The sequence below is a fragment of the Pseudarthrobacter sp. 01T43 genome (assembly GCF_056398665.1).
The window spans coordinates 107,038-132,976 of sequence record NZ_JBFTPV010000008.1 but is presented as its reverse complement, the minus strand read 5'-3'; the positions used below and the strand labels follow the sequence as shown (position 1 = coordinate 132,976).

24 protein-coding genes are annotated in these 25,939 nt (G+C 65.4%); 20 read left to right on the top strand and 4 right to left on the bottom strand.

The annotated features are described in order from the left end of the window. Positions 1-47: 47 nt before the first annotated feature. Together AC1DIM_RS10180 and AC1DIM_RS10175 are read right to left on the bottom strand one after the other, a co-directional pair. On the bottom strand, positions 48-746 hold the full coding sequence (locus tag AC1DIM_RS10180) for a hypothetical protein (protein WP_477710360.1): 699 nt from the start codon (positions 744-746) through the stop codon (positions 48-50). A gap of 157 nt (positions 747-903) precedes the next feature. Continuing rightward, positions 904-1,386: an Lrp/AsnC family transcriptional regulator gene (locus tag AC1DIM_RS10175; RefSeq protein WP_477710359.1), complete on the bottom strand. Its 483-nt coding sequence runs from the start codon at positions 1,384-1,386 to the stop codon at positions 904-906. 195 nt (positions 1,387-1,581) lie between these two features. Between AC1DIM_RS10175 and pdhA the strand changes: the two genes are divergently transcribed. Genes pdhA through AC1DIM_RS10160 form a run of 3 tightly spaced genes read left to right on the top strand, consistent with a single transcriptional unit; the run spans position 1,582 to position 5,149 of the window. After that, positions 1,582-2,760 carry a pyruvate dehydrogenase (acetyl-transferring) E1 component subunit alpha gene (gene pdhA / locus AC1DIM_RS10170; protein WP_477710358.1) on the top strand — a complete coding sequence of 393 codons (1,179 nt, stop codon included), beginning with the start codon at positions 1,582-1,584 and terminating at the stop codon, positions 2,758-2,760. Continuing rightward, the gene (locus tag AC1DIM_RS10165; protein ID WP_477710357.1) at positions 2,760-3,770 is read left to right on the top strand and encodes an alpha-ketoacid dehydrogenase subunit beta; all 1,011 of its coding nucleotides are present in this window, start codon (positions 2,760-2,762) and stop codon (positions 3,768-3,770) included. The genes pdhA and AC1DIM_RS10165 overlap by 1 nt, the downstream gene beginning before the upstream one ends. 8 nt (positions 3,771-3,778) lie before the next feature. Then, on the top strand, positions 3,779-5,149 hold the full coding sequence (locus AC1DIM_RS10160; protein ID WP_477710356.1) for a dihydrolipoamide acetyltransferase family protein: 1,371 nt from the start codon (positions 3,779-3,781) through the stop codon (positions 5,147-5,149). A gap of 186 nt (positions 5,150-5,335) precedes the next feature. On the opposite strand, the gene AC1DIM_RS10155 is transcribed toward AC1DIM_RS10160, so the two are convergent. Further along, positions 5,336-6,094 carry an SACE_7040 family transcriptional regulator gene (locus tag AC1DIM_RS10155; RefSeq protein WP_477710355.1) on the bottom strand — a complete coding sequence of 253 codons (759 nt, stop codon included), beginning with the start codon at positions 6,092-6,094 and terminating at the stop codon, positions 5,336-5,338. Between the two features lie 169 nt (positions 6,095-6,263). Here AC1DIM_RS10155 and AC1DIM_RS10150 point away from each other — a divergent pair, with 169 nt between their 5' ends. From AC1DIM_RS10150 to AC1DIM_RS10120, 7 genes are all read left to right on the top strand, one after another. Beyond that, positions 6,264-7,871 carry a carboxyl transferase domain-containing protein gene (locus tag AC1DIM_RS10150; protein WP_477710425.1) on the top strand — a complete coding sequence of 536 codons (1,608 nt, stop codon included), beginning with the start codon at positions 6,264-6,266 and terminating at the stop codon, positions 7,869-7,871. 7 nt (positions 7,872-7,878) lie between these two features. After that, a complete protein-coding gene (locus tag AC1DIM_RS10145; RefSeq protein ID WP_477710354.1) occupies positions 7,879-10,068 on the top strand; it encodes an acetyl/propionyl/methylcrotonyl-CoA carboxylase subunit alpha in 2,190 nt (729 codons plus the stop codon). 2 nt (positions 10,069-10,070) lie between these two features. After that, positions 10,071-11,234, top strand: a complete 1,164-nt coding sequence (locus tag AC1DIM_RS10140) for an acyl-CoA dehydrogenase family protein (RefSeq protein WP_477710353.1) — start codon at positions 10,071-10,073, stop codon at positions 11,232-11,234. A 66-nt stretch (positions 11,235-11,300) separates the two neighbouring features. Continuing rightward, positions 11,301-12,134: a CoA transferase subunit A gene (locus tag AC1DIM_RS10135; protein WP_477710352.1), complete on the top strand. Its 834-nt coding sequence runs from the start codon at positions 11,301-11,303 to the stop codon at positions 12,132-12,134. 2 nt (positions 12,135-12,136) lie between these two features. Beyond that, entirely contained in the window at positions 12,137-12,904 is a 768-nt protein-coding gene (locus AC1DIM_RS10130) for a CoA transferase subunit B (RefSeq protein WP_477710351.1), read from the top strand. Next, positions 12,901-13,482 (top strand): MaoC family dehydratase, encoded by a 582-nt coding sequence (locus tag AC1DIM_RS10125; RefSeq protein WP_477710350.1) that lies wholly within the window; start codon positions 12,901-12,903, stop codon positions 13,480-13,482. Before AC1DIM_RS10130 ends, AC1DIM_RS10125 begins: the two co-directional genes overlap by 4 nt. Beyond that, a complete protein-coding gene (locus AC1DIM_RS10120; protein WP_477710349.1) occupies positions 13,479-14,333 on the top strand; it encodes an HpcH/HpaI aldolase/citrate lyase family protein in 855 nt (284 codons plus the stop codon). Before AC1DIM_RS10125 ends, AC1DIM_RS10120 begins: the two co-directional genes overlap by 4 nt. 43 nt (positions 14,334-14,376) lie before the next feature. On the opposite strand, the gene AC1DIM_RS10115 is transcribed toward AC1DIM_RS10120, so the two are convergent. Next, the gene (locus AC1DIM_RS10115; RefSeq protein ID WP_477710348.1) at positions 14,377-15,843 is read right to left on the bottom strand and encodes a lipase maturation factor family protein; all 1,467 of its coding nucleotides are present in this window, start codon (positions 15,841-15,843) and stop codon (positions 14,377-14,379) included. Between the two features lie 99 nt (positions 15,844-15,942). On the opposite strand from AC1DIM_RS10115, the gene dxr reads away from it, so the two are divergent. The 10 genes from dxr to AC1DIM_RS10065 all read left to right on the top strand — a co-directional run bounded on the left by dxr (position 15,943) and on the right by AC1DIM_RS10065 (position 25,929). After that, on the top strand, positions 15,943-17,127 hold the full coding sequence (gene dxr / locus AC1DIM_RS10110; protein ID WP_477710347.1) for a 1-deoxy-D-xylulose-5-phosphate reductoisomerase: 1,185 nt from the start codon (positions 15,943-15,945) through the stop codon (positions 17,125-17,127). Between the two features lie 18 nt (positions 17,128-17,145). Next, positions 17,146-18,477: a M50 family metallopeptidase gene (locus AC1DIM_RS10105; protein WP_477710346.1), complete on the top strand. Its 1,332-nt coding sequence runs from the start codon at positions 17,146-17,148 to the stop codon at positions 18,475-18,477. Positions 18,478-18,522: 45 nt separating this feature from the next. Then, a complete protein-coding gene (locus tag AC1DIM_RS10100; RefSeq protein WP_477710345.1) occupies positions 18,523-19,215 on the top strand; it encodes a hypothetical protein in 693 nt (230 codons plus the stop codon). 87 nt (positions 19,216-19,302) lie between these two features. Then, the gene (locus AC1DIM_RS10095; protein ID WP_477710344.1) at positions 19,303-19,989 is read left to right on the top strand and encodes a MarR family transcriptional regulator; all 687 of its coding nucleotides are present in this window, start codon (positions 19,303-19,305) and stop codon (positions 19,987-19,989) included. Beyond that, the gene (locus tag AC1DIM_RS10090; RefSeq protein WP_477710343.1) at positions 19,986-20,558 is read left to right on the top strand and encodes a hypothetical protein; all 573 of its coding nucleotides are present in this window, start codon (positions 19,986-19,988) and stop codon (positions 20,556-20,558) included. Before AC1DIM_RS10095 ends, AC1DIM_RS10090 begins: the two co-directional genes overlap by 4 nt. A 45-nt stretch (positions 20,559-20,603) precedes the next feature. After that, positions 20,604-20,897, top strand: a complete 294-nt coding sequence (locus tag AC1DIM_RS10085; protein ID WP_477710342.1) for a YciI family protein — start codon at positions 20,604-20,606, stop codon at positions 20,895-20,897. A gap of 46 nt (positions 20,898-20,943) precedes the next feature. After that, positions 20,944-22,110: a flavodoxin-dependent (E)-4-hydroxy-3-methylbut-2-enyl-diphosphate synthase gene (gene ispG / locus AC1DIM_RS10080; RefSeq protein ID WP_477710341.1), complete on the top strand. Its 1,167-nt coding sequence runs from the start codon at positions 20,944-20,946 to the stop codon at positions 22,108-22,110. Next, on the top strand, positions 22,073-22,963 hold the full coding sequence (locus tag AC1DIM_RS10075; protein ID WP_477710424.1) for a GNAT family N-acetyltransferase: 891 nt from the start codon (positions 22,073-22,075) through the stop codon (positions 22,961-22,963). The genes ispG and AC1DIM_RS10075 overlap by 38 nt, the downstream gene beginning before the upstream one ends. 353 nt (positions 22,964-23,316) lie before the next feature. Then, positions 23,317-25,125, top strand: coding sequence for a proline--tRNA ligase (locus tag AC1DIM_RS10070; RefSeq protein WP_477710340.1), 1,809 nt, complete (start codon positions 23,317-23,319; stop codon positions 25,123-25,125). 9 nt (positions 25,126-25,134) lie between these two features. After that, positions 25,135-25,929, top strand: coding sequence for a sulfite exporter TauE/SafE family protein (locus tag AC1DIM_RS10065; protein ID WP_477710339.1), 795 nt, complete (start codon positions 25,135-25,137; stop codon positions 25,927-25,929). Positions 25,930-25,939 lie beyond the last annotated feature (10 nt).

Genomic DNA, 25,939 nt, shown 5'->3' with positions numbered 1-25,939 from the left:
GGCCCGGACCCCGTTTTTGTGTCGGAGCGCTTTTCTGTGTGGGACCGCTATGCCTTGGGCTTGATTTTGATGTTGATCATCTTGAGTTCGTCGCTGCCTTCGAATCGGTAGACGAGGTCGATGTTCTTCCCGTCGTTGCAGGCGATGAGGCCCACAACGTCGGCCGCTTTGGTGCCGTTCACCGTGCTGGCCTCGACCGCGTTGTAGCTGGGCTTGCAGGAGCTGTCCATCTCCAGCGTCTTGATGCCGGCAATGAACGCTTCCTTCGATACCTGCTCCTGAAGGGCAGGGTCAAGGTAGTCGTCGTAGGCTTTGGACGTGTCGCCGGCGATCACGAGTTTCGTGAAGTCATCCGCGAGGCTCCTGGCATGGTTCGTGGGTCCAGCAACAACATTTGCCAGGATCACCACACCAAGGATCGCCAGCAGCAGGACGCCGCCCACCACACCCAGGATGGTCCACAACCGCCGGCGGTCCCGCGCTGGGGGCTGCTCCCCGGGCAGCCCAAATGGGCCGTCGGCCGGGGGTTGTCCGGGAGTGCCATACTGGCCGGCAGCGCCATATTGTCCCGGCGCCGCGTACTGGCCGGCTGCCGCATACCGTCCGGCCGCTGCGTACTGTCCAGGCGCCGGATATTTACCAGGGGTGCCGTACTGTTCCGGGGTTCCAGGCTGACCGTCCACTGGCTGTTGCCGGGGTTGTTGGGGCCAGGGCGCCGGCTGGTGCGGTTCCTGAGGGTTGCTCACATGGAGCCTTTCCGGCAACGCGGTGGCACTGCCTTTTTGCTGGGGGCCGCTGGGCGGTGCCCGCGGATCTACCTGGGAACAGCCTATAGTGAAGCCGCGGGGCGGGCGTCGGCCGGGGTAGCGCGGAAACACAATTTTGGGTCAGGTTTTTGGGCGCCTAGCTGTCCTGGCTGTCGCCGGATCCCCGGTCCAGGAGCGGCTGGATGCGGAAGGGAATGAGTTCGCCCATGGCCAGGGCAGTATCGGTCCGGTCCACTCCGTCGCACGCCAGGATTTTTCCGTTGATCCGGAAGAGGTCCTCGGCGTCCAAGGCCACCACACGAAGCAGGAGATCGGCGGAGCCCGTCAGGCCATACCCCTCGAGTATCTCCGGTATGTCGGCAAGGTCATGGGCGAGCTGCCCCAGCTTCTGCTGCTGGACATGGACCGAGATAAAGGCCATCAGCGGGTACCCCAGCGACGCCGGGTTGATCCGTCGCTCGAAGGACAGGAAGACGTGCTTCTTCTCCAGTTGGGCCATGCGTGCCTGCACAGTGTTCCGTGACAGTCCAAGCTTCTGGGCCAGCGCCACCACCGTGCGCCGGGGGTCGCCAGCCAAGGCTGAAAGCAGCCGCGTGTCGGTGCCATCCAAAGGGTGCATAATGCGCAAGGTTAGCACGGCGAAGCTGCCCCAAACAGTGCACAATGCTCAGTATTTGCGACGGTAGTTGTACCCATTGAACATTGTGAGTAGGGTCACAATTATCCGGGGCAACGGCGCCCGGGCGGCTGGCGGCCGGCGGGACCACAAGTCTCCAAGCTCCGGTCAAACGACGTGAGAAGGTTGCGTGTCATCGTGTCTACAGACGAAACGGGCCAAGGCGGAAAAATGGCTGGTGCTTCCGCCGGCAGTACAGGAAACCATGGTGGATCCGGCAGGAACCTCATCCAACTGGTCACACCGGCAGGGGAGCGGATCAGCCATCCGGAATTCGATCCCTGGGTCAAAGACGTCGGGGATGAACAGCTGTGCTCCCTCTTCGAAGACCTGACGGTCATCCGGCGCATCGACGTCGAGGCCACGGCGCTCCAGCGCCAGGGGGAACTCGGCCTTTGGCCGCCGTTGCTGGGCCAGGAGGCTGCGCAGATCGGCTCAGGCCGCGCACTGCGAAGCGATGACTTTGTCTTCTCCAGCTACCGGGAAAACGGTGTGGCCTACTGCCGCGGCGTGGGACTGACTGACATTTTGCGGGTCTGGCGCGGAAACGCCGCGTCCGGCTGGGACCCGTACACCGTTAATATGGCCACCCCCCAGATCATCATCGGTGCGCAAACCCTGCACGCCACCGGGTATGCCATGGGCATCCAGAACGACGGCGCCGACTCGGTGGCGGTAACGTACTTCGGCGACGGTGCCACGAGTGAAGGCGACGTCAATGAAGCCATGGTCTTTGCCGCCAGCTTCCAGGTGCCGGTGGTCTTCTTCTGTTCCAACAATCATTGGGCCATTTCGGAGCCCGTACGGTTGCAGTCCCACGTGCAGCTTGCGGACAGGGCTGCCGGATTTGGCATTCCGAGCCTCCGGGTGGACGGCAACGACGTCCTGGCCGTGATGGCGGCCACGCGCGTGGCCCTGGACCGTGCCCGGCATGGTGGCGGACCCACGTTCATTGAAGCGGTCACGTACCGCATGGGGCCGCACACCACTGCTGACGACCCCACCCGCTACCGCGACGCCAATGAACTCGAAGACTGGGCCGCGAAGGACCCCATCGAGCGGATCAAAGCCCTCCTGGAACGGAAGGGCCTGTTCACGGACCAGTTCCAGCAGCACGTCAGGGACAAAGCGGACGACGTCGCCCGCGAGCTGCGTGCAGGCTGCATCGGCATGCCCGAGCCGGAGCCGCTGGATGTCTTCAAGCACGTGTACAGCTCACCCAACTCATGGCTTGACCGGCAGCAGGATCACTACGCCCGTTACCTTGCTTCTTTCGGTGACCCCGCGGAAGCCACATCACAGGAAGGTGCACGCTGATGACCCAGATGACCTTTGCCCGTGCCATCAATTCCGGCCTGCGCAAATCACTCGAAAATGATCCCAAAGTCGTCCTCATGGGCGAGGACATCGGCACCCTCGGCGGTGTGTTCCGCGTGACGGACGGTCTGCAGAAGGATTTCGGCACACATCGCGTGGTGGACACGCCGCTGGCTGAATCGGCCATCATCGGCACCGCCGTCGGCCTCGCTTACCGGGGCTACCGGCCCGTGGTGGAAATCCAGTTCGACGGTTTCATCTATCCGGCCTTCGACCAAATCGTCAGCCAGGTAGCCAAGATGCACTACCGCACCCTGGGTGCGGTGAAGATGCCCATCACCATCCGCGTCCCCTTCGGCGGCGGCATCGGTTCGCCCGAACACCACTCCGAGTCGCCCGAGGCATACTTCACCCACACCTCCGGACTCAGGGTGGTAGCAGTCTCCAATCCCCAGGACGCCTACACGGTGATTCAGCAGGCCATACGGTCTGATGACCCGGTCCTGTTCTTCGAACCCAAACGCCGCTACCACGACAAAGGCGAAGTGGCCGAGGGCCTCGACCTATCAAACGCACTGCCGATGGGCACCGCCCGTGTGCTCATCGAAGGCACCGATGTGACCCTCGTTGCCTACGGACCGCTGGTCAAGACAGCCCGGGACGCCGCCACTGCTGCCGCCGACGAAGGGATCTCCATTGAGGTCATCGACCTGCGCTCGCTGGCGCCGGTGGATTACGCCACGGTGGAAGCGTCCGTGCGGAAGACGGGCCGGTTGGTGATCACCCACGAGGCCGGCCAGTCGGGGGGCCTTGGCGCAGAGGTTGCTGCCAGCATCACCGAACGGTGCTTCTACCACCTTGAAGCGGCACCAGTCCGCGTCACCGGGTTCGATGTTCCCTACCCTTACTCAAAGGTGGAGATGCATCACCTGCCCGGGCTGGACAGGATCCTCGACGGCGTGGACCGTGCACTGGGGCGGCCCAACTCACTCAGCGGGCTGGAAGGATGAGCGCCACCATGATCAAGGAATTCAGGCTCCCGGACCTTGGTGAAGGCCTCACGGAATCGGAAATCGTCAGCTGGAAAGTCGGCGTGGGGGACACCGTGAGCCTGAACCAGGTGATTGCCGAGGTTGAAACGGCCAAGGCTGTGGTGGAGTTGCCATCCCCTTTCGCCGGCGTGATCACCGCACTTCACGAACAGCAGGGGACGGTGGTGGAGGTCGGTAAGCCGATCGTCTCGTTTGAAGTACCGGACGACGCCGGCGCGTCACCCGCCGCTGCCCCGGCTGAGGCGGAGACCCCTAAGCGCCAGCCCAACCTCGTGGGGTATGGCGCCGTCGTCGAAAGTTCCGGCCGTCCGGCGCGCCGGCAGCGCACCTTTGCAGCCCCGGTGGTCGAAACCGTCCAACCCAAGCCTGCCGCCGCTCCGGCGGTTGCGCAGGTCGAAACCACGGCCGCTGAAACCCTGTCGTTCGAGCGCCCGCGCTCCACACCGCCGGTACGGAAGCTGGCCAAGGACCTGGGCGTCGAGTTAACCGCAGTCCCCGGCACCGGCGCCCATGGTCTGATCACCCGGGAGGACGTCAGGAGTTTCGTTGACGGGGGAGACGTTCCGGTGGCGGCCCGCCACCTGTCTGCCGTGTCCGGCACCGCCGCCACGGCAGACCGGACCGGCGGGCAGGGCGCGCGGGAAGTCCGTACCCCCATCAAGGGCGTCCGGAAGTTCACTGCAGCCGCGATGGTGGCCAGCGCGTTCACCGCCCCGCATGCAACGGAGTTCCTCACGGTGGATGTCACCCCCACCATGGACTTGCTTGCCAAGCTGAAAAAAAGCCGGGCTTTTGCGGACCGCAAACTGACTCCGCTGACCCTTGTGGCCAAGGCTTTGCTGGTCGCGCTCCGGCGGAGCCCGTCGCTGAACTCGCGGTGGGACGAGACCAACCAGGAGATTGTGCAGTTCAATTACGTGAACCTCGGCATCGCCGCCGCGACGCCACGCGGGCTCACCGTGCCGAACATCAAGGACGCCGATGCCATGTCGCTCGTGGGACTCTCCGAAGCCCTCACTGTGCTGACGGAAACAGCCCGGGCMGGCAAGACAGCGCCGGCTGAGCTGGCTGAGGGGACCATCTCCATCACCAACATCGGGGTGTTCGGGATTGATGCCGGTACCCCCATTCTGAACCCGGGCGAGGCGGCCATACTTGCCGTGGGCGCGGTCCGGAAGTTGCCGTGGGAATTCCAGGACGAAGTGGCTCTGCGCCAGGTCATGACTTTGAGTCTGTCCTTCGACCATCGCCTGGTCGACGGGGAGCAGGGTTCACGATTCCTTGCTGACGTCGGCGCCATCCTCGCGGACCCCGGCATGGTGCTGACGATGGTCTAGGGGCCGGCGAGCTTCCGGTATCGGAGTCAGCGGTCCTGACCCGCATGAGCGGTGCTGCCCGGCGCCGTCCATGCGGGCTGGAGCCGCTCGTGCTGCCCGGCGCCGTCCATGCGGGCTGGAGCCGCTCGTGCTGCCCGGCGCCGTCCATGCAGGCTGGACCGTGCGTGTGGGCCAGGGGAACTCAAGTCAGGAAGCGGGGGTGACGTCTACCGTCAGGGCCGCCAGCGCCATGCTCTCCAGCAAAGGGCGGGCAGTCTTGGGCGCGATCTTGCGGCCGTGGCTGCGCACCGAGTGGGGCGTGGAGTTGATCAGGCCGAAGGTGGCGTGCGCCCGCATCCGCAGTTCCGCGGCGTCGACGGTGGGGTGCAGCCGGGCCAGGACGTCCACCCACAGTTCCACGTAGCTCCGCTGCAGGGCCCGGACCTCCGACTGGTCCTGGAAGGTGAGATTGCTGAAGTCCCGGTCCTGGACACGGATGACGTCGGGCTTGCCCAGGGCAAAATCCACTTGGAACCCCACCAGCCGACGGAGTGCAGCGAGCGGATCGGTGGTTTCGGCGGCCACACGCCGGCCACCTTCCAAGAGGTCCCGGCTGACCGTAAGCAGCAGATCGCTCAATACCGCCTGCTTGCCCGGGAAATGGCGATACACGGCCGGTCCACTGACGCCCGCCGCGGCACCGAGATCCTCCAACGACACCCGGTTGAACCCGTTCACCGCGAAGAGTGCTGCTGCGGCGGTCAGTAGCGCCTGGCGTCGGATCTCTTTGGCTTGGCTGCGCTGGGTCCCGCGAACCGGTGCCGTCCCGGGAGCCCGTGCCGTCCCGGGAACCGGTGGGGCGCCAGGGACTGTGTGGGCGCCAGGGACAGAAACCGGTCGGGGCTCAGCAACTGACTTAGTTGCCGGACCCGGCTTCGATGGCTGCGCAGGCCGGCTGCTGGGCACGTTTCCTCCTCGGACCTGCAAATTCTAGCAATGCATCCATGTGTTGGACATCACAGTTAATAAAGACTAACCTAAATCTCAGTTACACAACACTAACCGAGTGGATGTCGGCAGCTCCGCAGGGGGACTTGCGGCAGCAGCTCTCACACAACAGGATCGGACCGCGTCGATGGAGACCCTCACCAGCCGGCTTGACGCCGAAAGTGACGCGTTTGCGACTAACGAGAAAGCGCAGTTGACCCTCGCCGGTGAGCTGAGGGCCCGGCTCGCGGCCACGGCGCTGGGCGGCCCGGTGAAGTCCCGGGAACGTCATGTGGCCCGGGGCAAGCTGCTGCCGCGCGAGCGTATCGACCAGTTGCTTGATAACGGCAGCCCGTTCCTGGAAATCGCACCGCTCGCTGCCAACGGTATGTACAACGATGAGTCGCCAGGTGCCGGGGTCATCGCCGGCATCGGGTTGGTGCACGGCCGGCAGGTCCTGGTGATCTCCAATGACGCCACCGTCAAGGGCGGCACCTATTACCCGATAACGGTCAAGAAGCACCTCCGCGCGCAGGAAATCGCGCTGGAGAACAGGCTCCCGTGCATCTACCTCGTGGACTCCGGGGGAGCGTTCCTGCCCAAGCAGGACGAGGTGTTCCCGGACAAGGAGCATTTCGGCCGGATCTTCTACAACCAGGCCAGGCTCTCCGCGGCGAAGATCCCGCAGATCGCCTCGGTCATGGGCTCCTGCACTGCTGGCGGAGCCTATGTTCCGGCCATGAGCGACGAGACGGTGATTGTCCGGAACCAGGGGACCATCTTCCTGGGCGGCCCGCCGTTGGTGAAGGCCGCGATCGGCGAGATCGTTACCGCGGAGGAGTTGGGCGGCGGCGACGTTCATTCGAGGATTTCCGGGGTCACCGATCACCTCGCCGAGAACGACGAACATGCCCTGCAGATCATCCGCGACATCGTGGCCACGCTCCCCAGGCCGGCAGCCCCCGCATGGGAGGTGGACGCCGCCGTCGAGCCCGTCGCGGACCCGGCCGAGCTTTATGGTGCGGTGCCCACCGACGTCAACGCGCAGTACGACGTCCGCGAGGTGATTGCCCGGCTGGTGGACGGCAGCAAATTCCACGAGTTCAAGAAGGAGTACGGCACCACACTGGTCACCGGCTTCGCCCGGCTGCACGGCCACCCGGTGGGGATCGTGGCCAACAACGGCGTCCTCTTCAGTGAGTCGTCGCTGAAGGGAGCGCATTTCATCGAACTGTGCGACCAACGCGGCATCCCCCTGATTTTCCTGCAGAATATCTCCGGGTTCATGGTGGGCAAGGATTCCGAGCAGGGCGGCATCGCCAAGAACGGTGCCAAGATGGTTACCGCGGTGGCCACGGCCCGCGTGCCCAAACTGACCGTGGTGATTGGCGGGTCCTTCGGCGCAGGCAACTACTCCATGTGCGGCCGGGCCTACTCGCCGCGTTTCCTCTGGATGTGGCCGGCCAGCAGGATCTCGGTCATGGGCGGAAACCAGGCCTCGAGCGTCCTCGCCACAGTCAAACGCGACCAGTACGAGGCCCGCGGCGAGGAATGGTCAGCCGCGGACGAAGAAGCTTTCAAAGCCCCGATCAAGAAGCAGTACGAGGACCAGGGCAGCCCGTACTACTCCACCGCCCGCCTCTGGGACGACGGCGTGATCGACCCCGCTGACACCCGAACCGTCCTGGGACTGGCGCTCGACGTCGTCTCCCGCACCCCACTGCCGGAGACCTCCTTCGGCCTCTTCCGGATGTGAGCCCGCTGTGACTGCTTCTTCGCCCACCACTCCCGCGACCGCCAAGCCACGCTTCGGCACAGTCCTGGTCGCCAACCGCGGCGAAATCGCGTGCCGTGTGATCCGCACCCTGCGCGCCCTCGGTATCCGTTCCGTGGCTGTCTACAGCGATGCCGACGCCGCAGCCCGCCACGTGCGCGAGGCTGACACCGCGGTGCGGATCGGCCCTGCCGCTGCCGCGGAGAGTTACCTCAAGATTGAGGCCATCATCCAGGCCTGCCGTACCACGGGCGCCGAGGCCGTCCACCCTGGCTACGGTTTCCTGAGCGAGAACGTGGACTTTGCCCGTGCCCTGGAAAAGGCCGGCATCACGTTCATCGGCCCTGGCGTCGAATCACTGAACGTGATGGGTGACAAGATCCGGTCCAAGAACCACGTGGCGGGCTACGGCGTTCCCGTGGTGCCGGGCGTTGCCGAGCCGGGGATGACGGACACGCAACTGATGGAGGCGGCGCCCGCCGTCGGCTTCCCGTTACTGATCAAGCCCTCCGCCGGCGGCGGCGGGAAGGGCATGCACATCGTGGAACGGCCCGAGGAACTCGAGGCGACGCTGGCCACCGCCCGGCGCGTTGCCGCCAGCGCCTTCGGTGACGACACGCTCTTCCTGGAACGGCTGGTGCGTACCCCGCGGCACATCGAGGTCCAGGTCCTGGCGGACAACCACGGCAACGTCATCCATCTGGGCGAGCGCGAGTGCTCGCTGCAGCGCCGCCACCAGAAAGTCATCGAGGAAGCGCCTTCACCGCTCCTGGAAGGAATGAACGACGGCGGCGCCACCCGGGCGCGGATCGGCGAGGCTGCCTGCCAGGCGGCACGCAGCGTCCACTACAGCGGCGCCGGCACCGTGGAGTTCCTGGTCTCCGATGAAGCCCCGGACGAGTTCTTCTTTATGGAAATGAACACCCGGCTCCAGGTGGAGCACCCCGTCACCGAAATGATTACCGGGATTGACCTCGTTGAATGGCAGGTGCGGATCGCCGCCGGCGAGGAACTTACGATACGGCAGGCCGACGTCGAACTTAACGGGCACGCCGTTGAAGCCCGCGTCTACGCGGAAATCCCGGAACGGAACTTCCTGCCGTCGGCGGGCGAAGTGGTGCTCCTGGACGAGCGTGGCGCAATCTTCACTGCCATGGACGACGCCGATTCTTTCACCCCGGCGTCCGCTGATCCGGACATCCGCATTGATTCCTCGCTGCGCGAGGGTCTCGAAATTTCCAGCGACTACGACCCCATGGTGTCCAAGGTGATTGCCTGGGGCGGGGACCGTACTGCGGCGCTGGACAAGCTGGACACGGCACTCTCGCGCTACACGGCGCTGGGCATCGACACCAACGTGGAATACCTGCGATTGCTGATCAACGACGCCGACGTCCGCGCCGGCCGGCTCGACACGGGCCTGATCGAGCGCAAGATGCCGGACTTTACCTTCCGGAGCATCGGAGACGCCGAGCTCATAGCCGCCGCTGTGCAGTTCTGGGTCCTGGCTGAAGGGCCGTCCACCGTGGGATCCCCCTGGAACACCACACTCGGATGGCGACTCGGCGCGCCGGCGTCCTGGCGGATGAGCTTCGGCGTTCCCGGCGGCGGGACTGCCACCGTAGCCCTCACCTGGCGGAGCAACCTCGATCTGGGCCACGCCCTTGTCAGTGTCAATGACGGTCCCGCCCACACGGTCGAGGTGATCGGCCTGTCCAGTGACAACGTCTACTTGGAAATCGACGGCGCCGAAGTCCGCTACGCACTGGGCAGTTTCTGGGAGGACTACCCGCGCCGGGGCAGTCCGCAGACGGTGTATGTGGGCAACGGCGGGTGGTCCTGCCGGCTGGAAGTACTGACTCGGGAGTCGCGGCTTGCCCGGGTACTCGCCGCGATCGAGCGCGAGGAAGGTATTGCGGACCCGGAGGTCCGTTCGCCCATGCCCGGAACGGTGGTGTCCGTCGCCGTCAGCAACGGTGACACCGTGGAAGCCGGCCAAGTCCTCCTCTCCGTGGAAGCCATGAAGATGGAGCACCAACTGGTGGCCGAAGTGGCCGGCACCGTGCACACCAGCGTCAAAGCGGGCGATCTGGTGAAGGCCGACCAAGTATTGGCCACTATCCACGCTCTAACCAACATTGCAATCAACGAACCAAACACCACAGGCGAGGGAGCCTAACCATGCCGGATTTTGAACTCAGCGAGGAATACCAGGACCTCAGCGACACCGTCCGCGACTTCGCGGACAGTGTGGTGGCGCCGGTGTCCACCAAACACGATGAGGAACACAGTTTCCCCTATGAAATCGTGAAGCAGATGGCGGACATGGGCCTCTTCGGGCTGCCGTTCCCGGAGGAATACGGTGGAATGGGCGGAGACTACTTCGCCCTGGCCCTGGCCTTGGAGCAGCTGGGCCGGGTGGACCAGTCCGTGGCCATCACCCTGGAAGCCGGCGTGTCGCTGGGCGCCATGCCCGTGTACCGCTTCGGCACCGAAAAGCAGAAAGAGGAGTGGCTGCCGATCCTGGCCTCGGGCCAGGCGCTCGCGGGCTTCGGCCTCACGGAGCCGGAAGCCGGTTCAGACGCCGGCGGCACCAAAACCCACGCCAAGCGCGAGGGCGGGCAGTGGGTGATTAACGGCAACAAGGAGTTCATCACCAACTCCGGCACGGACATCACCCGCCTGGTCACCGTCACCGCCGTCACCGGCCAGGCAGAACGCGCGGACGGCAGCGTCAAAAAGGAGATATCGACCATCCTGGTGCCCACTGACACCGCGGGGTTCAAGGCGGAAAAGGCGTATAACAAGGTGGGCTGGAACGCCTCGGACACCCATCCGCTCACGTTGAAGGACGTCCGCGTGCCGGCGGAAAACCTGCTCGGCGAGGAAGGGCGCGGATACGCAAACTTCCTGTCCATCCTGGACGAGGGCCGGATCGCCATCGCCGCGTTGGGGACGGGTGCAGCTCAGGGCTGCGTGGACCTGTCCGTGAAATACGCGAAGGAACGCAGCGCCTTCGGGCAGAACATCGGCAAGCACCAGGCCATCGCGTTCAAGATCGCCCGCATGCAGGCGCGCGCCCACACCGCCCGCCTCGCGTACTACGACGCCGCGGCCAGAATGCTGGCCGGCAAGCCGTTCAAGACGCAGGCGGCCATCGCTAAGATGGTCGCAGGTGAGGCAGCCATGGACAACGCGCGGGACGCCACCCAGGTGTTCGGCGGCTATGGGTTCATCAACGAATTCACCGTGGCACGCCACTACCGCGACTCCAAAATCCTGGAGGTGGGGGAGGGCACCACGGAGGTCCAGCTGATGCTGATCGCCCGCGAACTCGGACTATAGCAAGCCGGCCGGTTCGGGAACGATACGCGATGGTCGAGCCTGCCGAGACCCTTGAAAGGACCAACGATGATCAACAAGGTTGTTGCCAGCGCCGAGGAAGCCGTAGCTGACATCCCGGACGGCGCGTCGCTCGCGGTCGGCGGGTTCGGCCTGTGCGGGATCCCCGTGGCCCTGATTGATGCCCTGCACCGGCATGGAACCAAAGACTTGGAGACGGTCAGCAACAACTGCGGCGTGGACGACTGGGGACTCGGTGTCCTGCTGCACGACGGCCGGATCCGGCGGACCGTGAGCTCCTACGTCGGCGAAAACAAGGAGTTCGCACGCCAGTATCTTTCCGGCGAGTTGGAAGTGGTGCTCACCCCGCAGGGAACCCTGGCCGAGAAGCTCCGCGCCGGCGGCGCCGGGATCCCGGCTTTCTACACCAAAGCGGGCGTGGGCACCCAAGTGTCCGAGGGCGGTCTTCCGCAGAAGTACGACGCCGACGGCGGGGTTGCGATCGCATCTGCCCCTAAGGAAGTCCGCGCCTTCAACGGGGTTGATTACGTGCTGGAGGAGTCCCTGACGCCCGATTTCGGCCTGGTGCACGCGTGGAAGGGTGACCGCCACGGCAATCTGGTCTTCCACGCCACCGCCATGAACTTCAATCCGCTGTGCGCCATGGCAGGCAGGATCACCATTGCCGAAGTGGAGGAGCTCGTGGAACCGGGTGAACTGGATCCGGAGCACGTCCATGTGCCGGGCATCTTCGTCCAGAGGGTGGTGGTTGCACCCAACGGGGAGAAACGCATCGAAAAGCGGACCGTGTCCCTGGCAGCGGCCTCGGACGCGGCGGGCGGCGCTGAACCCGGCGCGACGCAGGCAACCCGGTCGCAGGCAACCCAACAGGCAGGAGCGTAGCCATGGAGTCCAACAGCACGCAGGGAGCGCCTCCCCGCCCGGAGGCCGTCCGGCCCGAATACCGGCGTGCCGCCGTCGGCCACCCCGATGGCACTAATCCGGACACCAAAGGATGGACCCGCAACGAACTCGCCGCCAGGGTTGCCCGTGAGCTCAGCAACGGCCAGTACGTGAACCTGGGCATCGGCATGCCCACGCTGATCCCCAACTACATCCCGGCCGGGATTGAAGTGGTGCTGCACTCGGAGAACGGTATTTTGGGCGTCGGACCCTACCCTGCCGAGGATGCCGTGGATCCGGACCTGATCAACGCCGGCAAAGAAACTGTCACCGTCAACAAAGGAGCCGCATTTTTCGATTCGGCATCCTCGTTTGGCATGATCCGCGGCGGCCACGTGGATGTGGCCGTGCTGGGAGCCATGGAGGTTGCACAGAACGGGGACCTGGCCAACTGGATGATCCCCGGCAAGATGGTCAAGGGCATGGGCGGGGCGATGGACCTCGTGTTCGGCGCCAAGAAGGTGATCGTGATGATGGAACACGTCGACCGCAATGGCCGCCCCAAGATCGTGGAGAACTGCACCTTGCCGCTGACGGGCAAGGCCTGCGTGGACCGGATCATCACCGACCTGGCCGTGATCGATATTGTCACCGAGGGCGGACGGTCCCGGCTGGTGCTCCGTGAACTGGCACCCAACGTGTCCGTCGAGGAGGTCGCGGCGGCCACGGGCGCCGAGCTCTTCGAAGAAGACCAGGAGCTCACCGTATGACGGGCCCACGCGTTATTGAACAGCGGGGCCTCTACTTCGACGAGCTCGAGCAGGACGTCGTCTACGCGCACCGGCCTGGACGCACCGTGACGGAGGCGGACAACGTCCTGTTCACCACCCTCACCATGAACACCCAGGCGCTGCACCTCGACGCCGCCTGGAGCGAAAGCCAGCCCTTCGGCCAGCGGCTGGTCAACTCCATGTTCACGCTGTCCACGGTGGTGGGGCAGTCCGTGTCGCAGCTGACCCAAGGCACCATCATCGCCCAGCTGGGGCTGACGGATGTGTCCTTTCCCCATCCGCTCTACCACGGGGACACGCTCTACACAGAGACCGTCATTACGCAGAAGCGGCTCTCGAAATCACGGCCGGGCCAAGGCATTGTCACCATGCAGCACACCGGCAGGAACCAGGACGGCACTGTGGTGGCCCTGGCGACCCGGAGCTGCCTGATGTGGACCCGTGAGGCTCACAGCGGGCAGCCGGCAGATCCCCACCGGGGGAGCCAACAGGGGAGCGGACAGGTCAGCGGACAGGGGAGTCAACAGGGCAGCGAAAAGGGGACAATATCCCTATGACATTTGTGATGGGACCCGCCCTCTTGTTTTGCCCCGCCGACCGTCCAGAGCGGTACCAAAAGGCCGCCCAGCGTGCGGACGCCGTCATCCTGGACCTGGAAGATGCCGTGGCCCCCGCGGACAAGCAGCGGGCCCGCGGCGCCATCCTCGCCCAACTCGGTGCGGCGGGCGAAGGACCCGAACTGGACCCCAGCCGGACCATCATCAGAATCAATCCGGCCGGCACCGAAGAGTTTGGCCGGGACCTGCACTGTCTGGCGCACACCCCGTACCGCACGGTCATGCTTGCCAAAGCGGAGAGCGCCGAACAGTTGGACGCACTGAAGGACTTCCACGTCATTGCCCTGTGCGAAACCGCCGCCGGAGTCCTCAACGCGCCTGCCATCGCAGCGGCGCCCAATGTGGTGGCCCTGATGTGGGGTGCCGAGGACCTGCTGGCGTCCCTGGGCGGAACCTCCAGCAGAACGGACGACGGCGGTTACCGCGCGGTAGCGCTCCAGGCCCGATCGACGGTACTGCTCGCCGCCCGCGCCTTCGGGAAGGAAGCCGTGGACGCCGTCTACGTCAACATCCCCGACCTTGACGGACTCGCGGTGGAGGCCGCCGATGCCGTGGCGTCAGGGTTCAGCTCCAAGGCGTGCATCCACCCCACCCAGGCCAACGTGGTCCGTGCCGCCTACGCCCCGGCCGCCGTCGACATAGAAGCCGCCCAGGAACTGTTGCGGGCTGCCGCCGCGGCCGGGTCCGGCGTCTTCAAGCACAACGGAAAAATGATCGACGGCCCCATCCTCAAGCACGCCGAATCAACCCTCCGCAGGGCCGGAGCGCACGCCCGGGTCACTGGCTCCTGAACCCTGGCTCCTGAACCCGCGGCCCTGAAACTGGGGGTCCGATTTAACGCCGCCGCCCGTGGGTACCGCGCAGCGACAGCGGCGGAATGGCCTCATAGAGCAGTGTCCGCACCCACCGGGCACCGTTTTCCCGGAACTCGGCGCGGGTAGCGAAACGGTACAGGTAGCTGTTGACGCGCACCCAGTGCGGCGGTTCGCCGTCGAACGGGTCTTCACGAAGCAGCCGCAGGGTCCGGGGATCAGCCTCGAGGAGCTTGCCGAGGAAGGCATAAAACCATTCCTCATGGACTGTGCGCAGGGGCAGGAACCACATCAGCCAGTCCAGCCGCAGGTGGTAAGGCGCCCACTGCCGCGGCAGGCGGCGGACGTCGCCGGGCTTGCCTTTGAACCCGTACTCTCGCCAGTCCGCAGCATCGTCCGGTTCCGCGTCCAGGGTTCCCTCGACCACGATCTCGATACGCCGCTTGGTCACCGTCCCGAACGCACCGTACGTGTTGACGAGTTGCCAGCGGTTGAAGCTGGCGTTCATCAGTTGACCCCTGGAGATGAGGTTCCTTAGCGGCCAATAGCTCAGGACCACCAGCAGCAAGGTCGCGGCGAGGAAAATTGCCAGCCAGTACGGGGGATTTCCACGCGTCCCCGACTCGGGGTCCCAGTCCAGGGGCAGGAACGGGACCACGGCATGGGCCACCGGGTCGCTGACAGCGGCGAAGGCCAGCACAATGGCCATCCAGTTGAGCCACGCAAAGTTGCCGCTGCCCACAAGCCACAACTGGGTAAAGATCACGATGGCCGCGGCGATGCTGGCCAGGGGCTGCGGGGCGAAGAGGAAGAACGGGACTACCAGCTGGGCGAAGTGATTTCCGAGTACCTCCAGCCGGTGAAACGGCTTTGGCAGCAGATGAGCCTGCCGGCTCAAGGGTCCGGGCATCGGCTGGGTTTCGTGGTGATAATACAGCGCCGTCAGGTCACGCCATTCCCTGCCGCCGCGGATCTTGATCATGCCCGCGCCGAACTCCAGGCGGAACACCAGCCACGCCACCAAAATCAGGATGGTGCGGGGCGGTTCCGTCTGGTCTGAGCCCAGGAATGCGACCGTGAACCCGGCCTCCAGGAGCAGCATTTCCCAGCCGAAGCCGTAAAACGTCTGGCCAACGTTGGATATCGACATGTACAGCAGCCACAGGGCCAGGAACGCAATCAGCGGCAGCCATGGCGGGCCCCGCTGGGGAAGGCCGGCCACCAGCGTCGCTGAGATGGCCAGTCCCGCGGCGCAGACCCAGCGCAGCAGCCTGTCCGAGTAGCGCCACCGGAAGAGGGTGGGACGGCGCAGCACGCTGAACCCCTCCAGGTAACGGGGCACTGGAAGCAGCCCGTGTTCACCAAGGAGCGCCGGGAACTGGTTCAGGGTGGACAGGAACGCCACAAAGTACAGCGCTGCGATGCCTCGCTGCAGCACCAGCCGAGCGAATTCGTAGTCCGGAGCATCGAACCAGGAAACCCAGTCCACGCCATCAACGTTACGCCTGGCCCGTCCCTGCTCCTAGATCTGAACGGCAGAGCCGGCCTGCAGATCCGGACTGGGCCGGGCGTGCGGGATACTTAAACCATGCAGCCTCGCAGAATCGTCCTCCTCGGATCCACCGGTTCCATCGGCACCCAGGCGATTGACGTCGTCGACGGCGCCCCGCACCTTTTTGAGGTCGTCGCACTCAGCGCGGGCGGCGGGAACCTGGAGCTCCTTGCCCGCCAGGCTGTCCACACGGGCGCTGCCGCCGTCGGCATCGCCTCCGGCGATCCCAATCTGCTGCAGGACCTGATCGCCCGGGCCGCCCGCACCGCAGGACGGCAGGATTACCGCCCGGAAATCATCGCCGGCCCCGACGCCTCGGCGCGCATCGCGGCGGTGGAAGCCGATGTGGTCCTCAACGGCATCACCGGATCCATCGGACTCGCCCCCACGCTGGCCGCACTGAAATCCGGGGCAACGTTGGCGCTGGCCAACAAGGAATCCCTGATCGTCGGCGGTGCACTGGTCAAGGCCGCGGCACGCGAGGGCCAGATCGTTCCCGTGGACTCAGAGCACTCGGCCATCGCCCAGTGCCTGCGCTCCGGCTCAGCGGCCGAAGTGGAGAAACTCATCCTGACGGCATCCGGGGGTCCGTTCCGCGGCCGCACGCGGGAACAGTTGCACGGCGTGTCCCCGCAGGAAGCCCTGGTCCACCCCACCTGGGACATGGGCCTGATGGTCACCACCAATTCAGCAACCCTCGTCAACAAGGGCCTTGAGCTCATTGAAGCCCATCTGCTGTTCGACGTGCCCCTGGACCGGATAGACGTTGTGGTCCACCCGCAGTCGGTGGTCCATTCCATGGTCCAGTTCTATGACGGGTCCATCGTCGCCCAGGCCTCGCCGCCGGACATGCGCCTGCCCATCGCACTGGGGCTCGGCTGGCCGGACCGGGTGCCAAAGGCAGCGTCCCCGTGTGACTGGACCCAGGCCACCAGCTGGACCTTCGAGCCCCTGGATACCACGGCGTTCCCGGCTGTGGACCTGGCCAAGGATGCCGCCAAGCAGGGGAGCACGTACCCCGCCGTGTTCAACGCGGCCAACGAAGAAGCAGTCCTGGCTTTCCACGCCGGGCGCATCCGCTTCACCGACATCGTTGACACCATCGACGCTGTCCTCAGCGAACACCCAGGATCCTCGGAGCTGACCCTTGAGTCAGTGCTGGATGCTGAAGACTGGGCACGAACACGCGCCCACGAACGTTTGGCAGTAAGCAGTCTCTAGGAAGCAGCAGATCCACGCATGAGCCCCATCCTCCTTTTTATCCTCGGCGTCGTCTTTGTGGCGATCGGCATAGCTGTGTCCATCGCGCTGCACGAAGTGGGGCACCTGGTACCCGCCAAGCTGTTCAAAGTACGCGTTACCAAGTACATGATCGGCTTCGGCCCCACCCTGTGGTCCAAGCGGAAAGGCGAGACCGAATACGGTGTGAAGGCCATCCCGCTGGGCGGCTACGTGTCCATGATCGGCATGTACCCGCCCAACAAGGAGGACGGGACCGTCCGCCCTTCCAGCACCGGGATGTTCCAGACCCTGGCCACCGAAGCCCGCTCCATGGCCCACGAAGAAGTCGGCCCGGAGGACAGGAACCGCGTCTTCTACCGCCTGCCGGTCTGGAAGAAAGTCATCGTGATGCTCGGCGGTCCGGCCATGAACCTGCTGATCGGCGTGGTGCTGACCGCCGTGCTGCTTATGGGCTTCGGCGTAGCCACGGCCACCACCACCATCTCTGACGTGTCCAAATGCCAGGTGGCCGCCGGCCAGACGGTGGACCCCGATTCCGCCGACTGCCAGCTGACCCCCGCCGCATCCGCCGGACTCCTGCCGAATGATGTGGTCACCTCCTTCGACGGGAAAGCCGTCACAGACTGGAACCAGCTGACGGAATGGATCCGCGCGTCCGCTGGCCGGGAAGTCAGCATCACTGTGGAGCGCGACGGCGGCCCGGTCACCACCACTGTCACCCCGGTATTGTCCTCCCGCCCGGTCGTGGGCGTCGATGGACGGCAGGCCAAGGACGACGCGGGGAACCTGCTGTACCAGGACGTCGGGTTCCTCGGCATCGGTGCGCAGACCGCACTGGTTCCCCAGCCGGCGTCGTCCGTCCTGCCCATGGCGGGGGAGAACATCAAGCAGGTGGCTGGCGTCGTCCTCAACCTGCCCGCGAGGGTGGTGGGGGTCGCCAAGGCCGCCTTCAGCGAAGAACCGCGCGATCCGAACGGGCCCATCAGTGTGGTGGGCGTTGGACGCGTGGCCGGCGAAGTGGCGGCTATGGAAGCGGTGCCCCTCCAGGCGCGGCTGGCCACCCTGGTGGGGCTCCTGGCCGGTCTCAACTTTGCGCTCGCGGTCTTCAACCTGATCCCACTCCTTCCACTCGACGGCGGGCACGTGGCTGGAGCGCTGTACGAGGGTGCACGGCGACGGGTTGCCAAGCTGTTCGGTAAGCCTGATCCGGGAGCTTTCGACATCGCCAAAATGCTCCCCGTTACCTATGTCGTGGCTGCCCTGCTGATGGGGATGAGTGTCCTGCTGATCTACGCCGACATCGTGAAGCCGGTAAACCTCTTCGGCTGAGACGTCGCCGCTGCCTTGTGCCCTCGTGGAGAAAGGTGAACATCAATGGACCCGCAGAAGATCAGGCGCTGGATCCGGGCGGGGCTGTGGGTGCTGGCGGTCGCATGGCTCGTCACCGCCTTTTCCACGCTGGAGCCGCAGCCGGACCAGACGAAGGACCCGGAGGCCTGGGCCCGCTTTGTCAGTTCAGACTCCTACCAGTTCCGTCACTTGTTTGGCAGCACTGGAGGCACCATCCTTGCCATCTTCGGGCTATTCGCCCTGGGCTGCTGCCTGGCCGGCAGCCGGACGGTACGGCTTGCCCTGACAGCGATGGTCACAGCCGTGGCCGGGACGGCGTTGCTGCTGGTGCCGGCCGTGATTTCCACCTTTGCCACCCCGGCCATTGGAAAGGCTTACCTGGCCGGAAACCAGGACGTGATGCAGTTGGAATTCCCGGGATCCATGACCGGGGCATTCCTACTTGGCCTCCTGCTTGCGTTCGCCGGTAACGTCCTGTTGGGGCTCGCGATATGGCGTTCCTCTGTCCTGCCGCGTTGGGCCGGCGCACTCTGGGCGGCCGGTGCCGTGCTGTTCTTCGTTCTGGGCGTGGTCCTGGGTCAGGCCACGACGGGAAGCAGCCTGCCAACCCAGACTGCCGGTGCACTACTCATGGCTGGTGCTGCGGCATGGATGGCGTGGGGCCGGTCCCGGCCGGCCGTGAAGGCCTCGGATCCGGGCAAGAGACACATCATGTGATTTCGGTAGATCAGCCTATTTCGGCTGATATTCAATAATCAGCTAATTTCGATTGATTATTAGCCATCACCTCCGTACGGTTAAGGCATGTACGTACTGACCATCGACCAGCGCGGCAGCACCACTGACGTGGACCGGGTGCCGGGCCTGATCGACGCACTGCGCAGCCTCACGCCGGACCCGTTTGAGCGCTCCGTGGGCGACGAACTCCAAGGCGTCGTCGAGCAGGCTGCAGACGTCGTGGACGTCGCCCTCCATGCCCTCCGAGACGGCCATTGGTATGTCGGAATCGGGATCGGTGCCGTGCAGCTGGCTCCCGGCGGAAGTCCGAGGGAGGGGAGCGGGAGCGGTTTTGTGGCAGCGCGAAAGGCGGTGGAACTCGCCAAGGGCGCGGCAGCCCAGGTGCCACTGTCGGTGGTGTCCGGCAGTATTGGACGTGGCCGGGGCCTCCCACCCGGTGCCAGGGAAGGAGCCATGAGCAGTGCAAACGCGCAGGCGGTGCTCCGCCTGATCGGACGCGTGGTGCAGCAGCGCACAGCTGCGCAGTGGCGAGTGGTAGACCGGCTGCGCGCCCTCGAGGACGGCGACGTCCGCCGTGGCAGCCAGAAGCAAGTGGCCCGGGAACTGAGAATATCCGAGCAATCGGTGAGCCGTGCCGTACTCAGGTCCGGCTGGCAGGAAGAATGGGCCGCCAGGCCGGCGGCCGTCATGCTCCTCGAATACGCCCACACCCAAGTCCTGACGCCCTCCCGCCCCACCAAAGGAGAACGGTGAACGCACTCTGGATCGCAGTGGCACTCCTGGTCGCCGGCTTTGCTGGCTGGCCGGTGACCTCGCTGGTGTTCCGGCTGGCCAGGACCATCGATGACAAGGCGGACGCAGCCGGGAGGGGCTGGGCAGCCGAGGATGCTTCCGGGCAGGACCCGTCGGCGGACGTCACGGTGGACACCCTGCCGGCTGTCCCGCCGGGCGCCCCGTCGGCAGGGCCGGACCATCACGAACACGGGCAAAGCGTGGACGGCGAGCTAACGGCGGGAGGCGGCCGGCCGCCGTCGGACGTCTCCAGCCCGGCACCGAAAGTCCCGGGGCAGGCCGCTCCCGGCGAGCGGATCCTGCGCGGCGGGGCGATCATCGGAGTCCTCGAACGCCTTGGCGTTAGTGTGGCAATCCTCACAGGACAGCCGGTGGCCATCGCGTACATCGTGGCGATCAAAGGCTTGGGCAGGTTTGCCGAGCTGAAGGAAACTCCTGTGGCTGCAGAACGGTTCATCATCGGAACGCTCACGTCGATGCTGTGGGCGGCAGGCACGGCAGCCATCGTCAAGGTGTACTTCCTGAACTGAGCTCCCGGATCGGTGCCAGTCCGCCCCGGGGGATAGGCTGTCCTCATGACTGTTTTTGCCGTTGAATATGTGTACGCCGCCGATTCCACCGCCGCCCGTGATGAGCACCGTCCCGCGCACCGCGCCTGGCTGGCAGGCTTGGCGGACGACGGCCAGTTGCTGACCAGCGGACCCTATGGTGACGGGGCAGGCGCCCTGTTGATCTTCAAGGTCCAGGACGAAGACCAGCTGAACGACCTGCTGAAGCGGGATCCTTTCGCCACCGCCGGGACGATTGCCGGTATCCGCACTACCGAGTGGACGCCCGTGATCGGCGTCCTCGCCCCGCACGCGTCCTGATTCCCGGACCACTTTCCCCTCCGAAACACCTATCCAAGGAGTCCATGTGACCTCGGTCAGCCTGGGAATGCCGTCAGCACCGCCGCCCGTTCTCGCCCCCCGCCGTAAGACGCGCCAGATCAAAGTGGGTTCGGTCGGAGTCGGCTCGGACTCGCCCATCAGCGTGCAGTCCATGACCACCACACCCACCACGGACATCAACGCCACCCTGCAACAGATCGCGGAACTGACCGCCTCGGGCTGCGACATTGTGCGCGTCGCCTGCCCCTCAGCGGATGACGCGGAGGCGTTGCCCATCATCGCGCGCAAGTCGCAGATCCCTGTCATCGCGGACATCCATTTCCAGCCCAAGTACGTCTTCGCAGCGATTGAGGCCGGGTGCGCGGCCGTGCGCGTGAACCCTGGCAACATCCGCAAGTTCGATGACCAGGTGAAGGAAATCGCCCGCGCCGCCAAGGACCACGGCACGTCCATCCGCATCGGTGTCAACGCCGGCTCCCTCGAGCCCGGCATCCTCAAGAAATATGGCAAGGCTACGCCCGAAGCGCTCGTTGAGTCGGCAGTCTGGGAGGCGTCGCTGTTCGAGGAGCACGGTTTCCACGACTTCAAGATCTCCGTCAAGCACAACGACCCCGTGATCATGGTGGCTGCCTACGAGATGCTGGCCGAAAAGGGCGACTGGCCGCTGCACCTTGGGGTCACCGAAGCCGGCCCGGCCTTCCAGGGAACCATCAAATCCGCCACTGCCTTCGGCGCCCTCCTGGCCAAGGGAATCGGCGATACCATCCGCGTTTCCCTTTCCGCCCCGCCGGTGGAGGAAATCAAGGTGGGCAACCAGATCCTCCAGTCCCTTAACCTGCGCCCGCGCAAGCTTGAGATCGTCTCGTGCCCGTCCTGCGGCCGTGCCCAGGTAGACGTCTACACCCTTGCCGAACAGGTCACCGCCGGCCTGGAGGGCATGGAGGTTCCGTTGCGCGTCGCCGTGATGGGGTGTGTGGTCAACGGGCCAGGGGAAGCCCGCGAGGCCGACCTGGGCGTGGCTTCCGGCAACGGTAAGGGCCAGATTTTTGTGCGTGGTGAAGTTATTAAAACTGTGCCTGAGAGTGAGATTGTTGAGACACTGATCGAAGAAGCCATGCGCATTGCAGAGGAGATGGGGGAAGCCGATGGCGAAGATGCTGTCAAGGGTGGCCCCGTGGTTAGCGTCTCATAAGGAGGGCGCCGCGCCGGAGGGGGTCAGCGTCCGTGCCCTTTCCGGCGCGGATACCCCTGCCCTGCGGCAACTTGCCCTGCGGGATCCGGTGGCGAATGTCTTTATGCTGGCGCACCTGAGGGCAGCGGGGTCGGCGGCACCCACCACCGGCGGCGCCGCAGTGCTGGGAGTGTTCGACGAGGGCGTCCTGTTGGGTGCGTGCTGGGCGGGAGCGAACCTGGTCCCGGTGGAGCTGGACCCCGGGTTTGCCGGTCTGGTGGCCGAAGCGGCCAGCGCGTCCGGCCGGCGCTTTGCTTCGGCCTTTGGTCCGGCAGATTCAGTCCTGGCCCTCCACACTGAGCTGGCGGAACTGGGGCATGCAGCCCACGAGGTGCGGGACGAGCAGCCACTGATGACCCTGTGCGGGCCGCCGGCAGTGGTGCCGAACGCCGAACTGGAGCTGGGCCGCCTGGCCGATTTCGAGCGCATCCTTCCGGCCTGTGCGGCCATGTTTGAAGAAGAGGTGGGCTACTCACCTTTCCTTGGCGGCAAGGAGTTCTACAGCCGCCGGGTTGAAGGCCTGATCAGGCAGGGCCACTCCCTTGCGCACGTCAACGACTCCGGCGAAGTGGTCTTCAAGGCCGAACTCGGAGCAGTCACTGCCGACGTCACACAGATCCAGGGTGTCTGGATGAACCCTGCCTACCGCGGACAAGGTCTGAGTGCCGGGTACATGGCAGCAGTGGTGGAGAAGGCCCGGACCCTGGCTCCGGTGACCAGTCTTTATGTCAACGGTTTTAACCTCCGGGCCCGGTCCACCTACGAGCGGGTGGGCTTTCGGCAGGTCGGCACGTTCGCCACGGTCCTGTTCTAGGTCCGGCAGCAGACCAGGGCAGGGTGGCCTACACCTTCGAATGGAGAAACCCCTTGTCAACGCGGCCGCTATCCCATAGGTTCGATCTAGCTGCGCTGGAGTGGGTGGGCGGTCTCACCAGTCCTCACCAGTACCTAAGCGTCGACGGCCGTAGAGCCACGCCCGGATGCAATGACCAGCCGTTTACGGCCAGGGGCTTTGCGTTACCAGGCGTGGCTCTATTGCGTCCGCCCTCTCTGTGGCCTTTGCCCCTCCGCCGCCAAGCGTGGAGCGGTTTGCCGGTAGATTAGTACCCAGACGAATTGCCCGGCTCTGCTTTCCAGCAGCCATTCCCCAGAAACGGATACCCGCCCGTGGTCACAAGACTGTCCCAGCTTTTCCTGCGCACCCTGCGTGAAGATCCCGTTGACGCCGAGGTGGCCAGCCACCGGCTCCTGGTCCGTGCCGGCTACATCCGGCGCGCGGCACCGGGCATCTACACCTGGCTTCCGCTGGGCCTCAGCGTGCTGCGCAAGGTTGAAGCGGTCATCCGCGAGGAAATGGCGGCCATCGGTGCCCAGGAAGTGCATTTCCCGGCCCTGCTGCCGCGGGAACCCTACGAGGTCACCAACCGGTGGACCGAATACGGCGAAGGGCTGTTCCGGCTCCAGGACCGCAAGGGTGCCGACTACCTGCTGGCCCCCACCCACGAGGAAATGTTCACCCTCCTGGTGAAGGACCTGTACTCCTCGTACAAGGACCTGCCGCTGAGCCTCTACCAGATCCAGAACAAGTACCGCGATGAAGCGCGCCCCCGCGCGGGCCTGCTGCGCGGCCGCGAGTTCATCATGAAGGACTCCTACTCCTTCGACGTTGACGACGCCGGCCTGGACGCCAGCTACGCGGCGCACCGCGGCGCCTACCTCCGCATCTTCGAGCGCCTCGGCCTGGAGGTCATCCCCGTCGCGGCCACCGCCGGCGCCATGGGCGGTTCCAAGAGCGAGGAATTCCTGCACCCCACCGAGGTGGGCGAGGACACCTTCGTGCGCTCTCCTGGCGGCTACGCAGCCAACGTCGAGGCCGTCACCACCGTGGTGCCTGCGGACATCGACTTCAGCGACGCCCCCGCGGCCGAGGTCCTGGACACGCCGGACACCCCCACCATCGACACGTTGGTGGCAGCCGCCAATGTGCTCGCCCCCCGTTCAGAGGCCGACGGCGGCGCCTGGACTGGCGCTGACACGCTCAAGAACGTCGTCCTCGCCGTCACCCTGCCCACCGGCGAACGCCAGCTGGTGGTTATCGGCCTGCCGGGCGACCGCGGCGTCGACCTGAAGCGCGTGGAAGCCAACATCGGTTCCTTCCTGCCCATCGCCGGCGAGATCGGACTGGAAGCAGCCAACGACGACGACCTCAAGAAGCAGCCCCTCATCGTTAAGGGTTACCTGGGTCCGGGCCTGACCCTGGCGGACCCCCTGCTGGGCAGCGAAAGCTCAACCAAGCTCCTGTATCTCGTGGATCCCCGCGTTGTCAGCGGCACTGCCTGGATCACCGGTGCCAACGAAGCCGGAAAGCATGTGTTCGGCCTCGTGGCCGGACGCGACTTTGGCTGGGACGGCGTCATTGAATGCACCGACGTCCACGAAGGCGACCCCGCTCCGGACGGCTCCGGCCCGCTGGAAATCGCCCGCGGCATCGAGATGGGCCACATCTTCCAGCTTGGCCGCAAGTACGCCGAAGCCCTCGAGCTGAAGGTCCTGGACCAGAACGGCAAGCAGGTGGTGGTCACCATGGGTTCCTACGGCGTCGGCGTGACGCGCGCCGTGGCAGCCCTTGCCGAGTCCAACCACGACGACAAGGGCCTGATCTGGCCGCGCGCCGTTGCCCCCGCCGATGTCCATGTGGTGGCCGTGGGCCGCGGCGAGGAAATCTTCGCCGCCGCTGAGCAGTTGGCGCTGGACCTGGAAGCCGCCGGCCTGGATGTCATCTATGACGACCGCCCCAAGGTTTCCCCGGGTGTCAAGTTCGGCGATGCCGAACTGGTGGGTGTCCCCACCATCCTGGCCGTTGGCCGGGGACTGGTGGACGGCGTCGTCGAGATCAAGGACCGCCGGAGCGGCGAAGCGGAGAACGTGCCCGTGGACAAAGCCGTTGACTACGTGGTCACTGCCGTCCGCAGCTGATTCCCGGCGGTGATATCTGGTTTCGAGTCAATCCAGCTCACCACGATCATCCTGATTGTGGTGGCTGGATTCGCCGCCGGCTGGGTGGACGCCGTGGTGGGGGGCGGCGGGCTGCTGCAGCTGCCTGCCTTGCTGCTGGTTCCGGGAATCACTCCGGTCCAGGCCCTGGCCACCAACAAGATGGGGTCGATTTTTGGGACCACCACCAGTGCGGTGACGTACTACGGCCGGGTCAAACCCGATCTTCGGACCGCCATCCCGATGGCGGTGATCGCACTGGCGGGCAGCTTCGGCGGCGCTGTGCTGGCCGCCAACCTGCCGGCCAGTGTGTTCAAACCGATCATCGTAGCGGCACTGGTCGCGGTCGCACTGTTCACCGCCCTGAAGCCCAGCGTCGGCGACATCACCCTGCTGCGCCATGACGGCCGCACACACTATGTTGTCGCGTGCCTCATCGGTGCAGTCATCGGTTTCTACGACGGCCTGATCGGCCCGGGCACCGGGTCCTTCCTCATCATCGCCCTGGTATCGGCGATGGGTTACGCCTTCCTGGAAGCCAGCGCGAAGGCCAAGATCGTGAACATGGCCACCAACGCCGGCGCCCTGCTCTTCTTCCTGCCCCACGGCTCCCTCCTGTGGGGTGTGGGCCTGGTGCTGGGCCTGTCCAACATGGCCGGCGGCTACCTGGGGGCGAGGACCGCCGTAAAGCAGGGAAGCAGGTTCATCCGTGCTGTGTTCCTCGTTGTGGTGGGTGCCTTGATCATCAAGCTCGGCTTCGACGTCTGGCAGGAAAACTTCGCCTGAGCGGGGCCAG